General features: G+C 37.5%; 1 protein-coding gene. It reads left to right on the top strand.

Features of this window, described 5'->3' with window-relative positions:
- Positions 1–578: glycosyl hydrolase family 28 protein (locus ACNOHI_RS25280; RefSeq protein ID WP_420477481.1), on the top strand; the 578-nt coding region annotated here is incomplete at both ends.

Raw genomic sequence — 578 nt, 5'->3', positions numbered from 1 at the left:
GAATAAGCCAGATCCCAAAGATCCGAATGTTATTTACTATGGTCCAGGTATACATAATATCAGCCATATCCAGGTAGGGAGTAATAAAACATTATATGTTGCAGGTGGTGCAATTTTAAGAGCGACGGTCGATTTTTCGGAAAAATATAGTTTAGAGAAGGAAACTACAGTTAGGCTTTATTCACCATCTATTGTACTTAACGGTAACAATATTAAATTAATGGGTCGAGGTATCATTGATGGTTCTTTATGTCCCACACATGCAAGACGGATGATTAGCACTCAAGGAAAAAGTATTTTACTTCAAGGAGTGATCATTCGTGATGCACCTACTTGGGCCATGCCTGTCCAATGCTCAGAAAATGTAATAATAGATAATCTAAAACTGATAGGTTATCGCTCCAATAGCGATGGGATCAATATTGTGAGCAGTAAAAAAGTTACTGTACAAAATTGTTTTGTGCGAACTAATGATGACTTAGTTGTAGTTAAAACGAATGAGGGGCAAGGCACAGCGGAGCATATTTTGGTCAGAAATTGTGTTTTGTGGAACCATTTAGCTCACGCGCTTAGTATTG

The organism is Noviherbaspirillum sp. ST9, assembly GCF_048799745.1.
Classification (GTDB): Bacteria; Pseudomonadota; Gammaproteobacteria; order Burkholderiales; family Burkholderiaceae_D; genus Noviherbaspirillum.
This window is presented reverse-complemented; position numbering and strand designations above follow the sequence as displayed.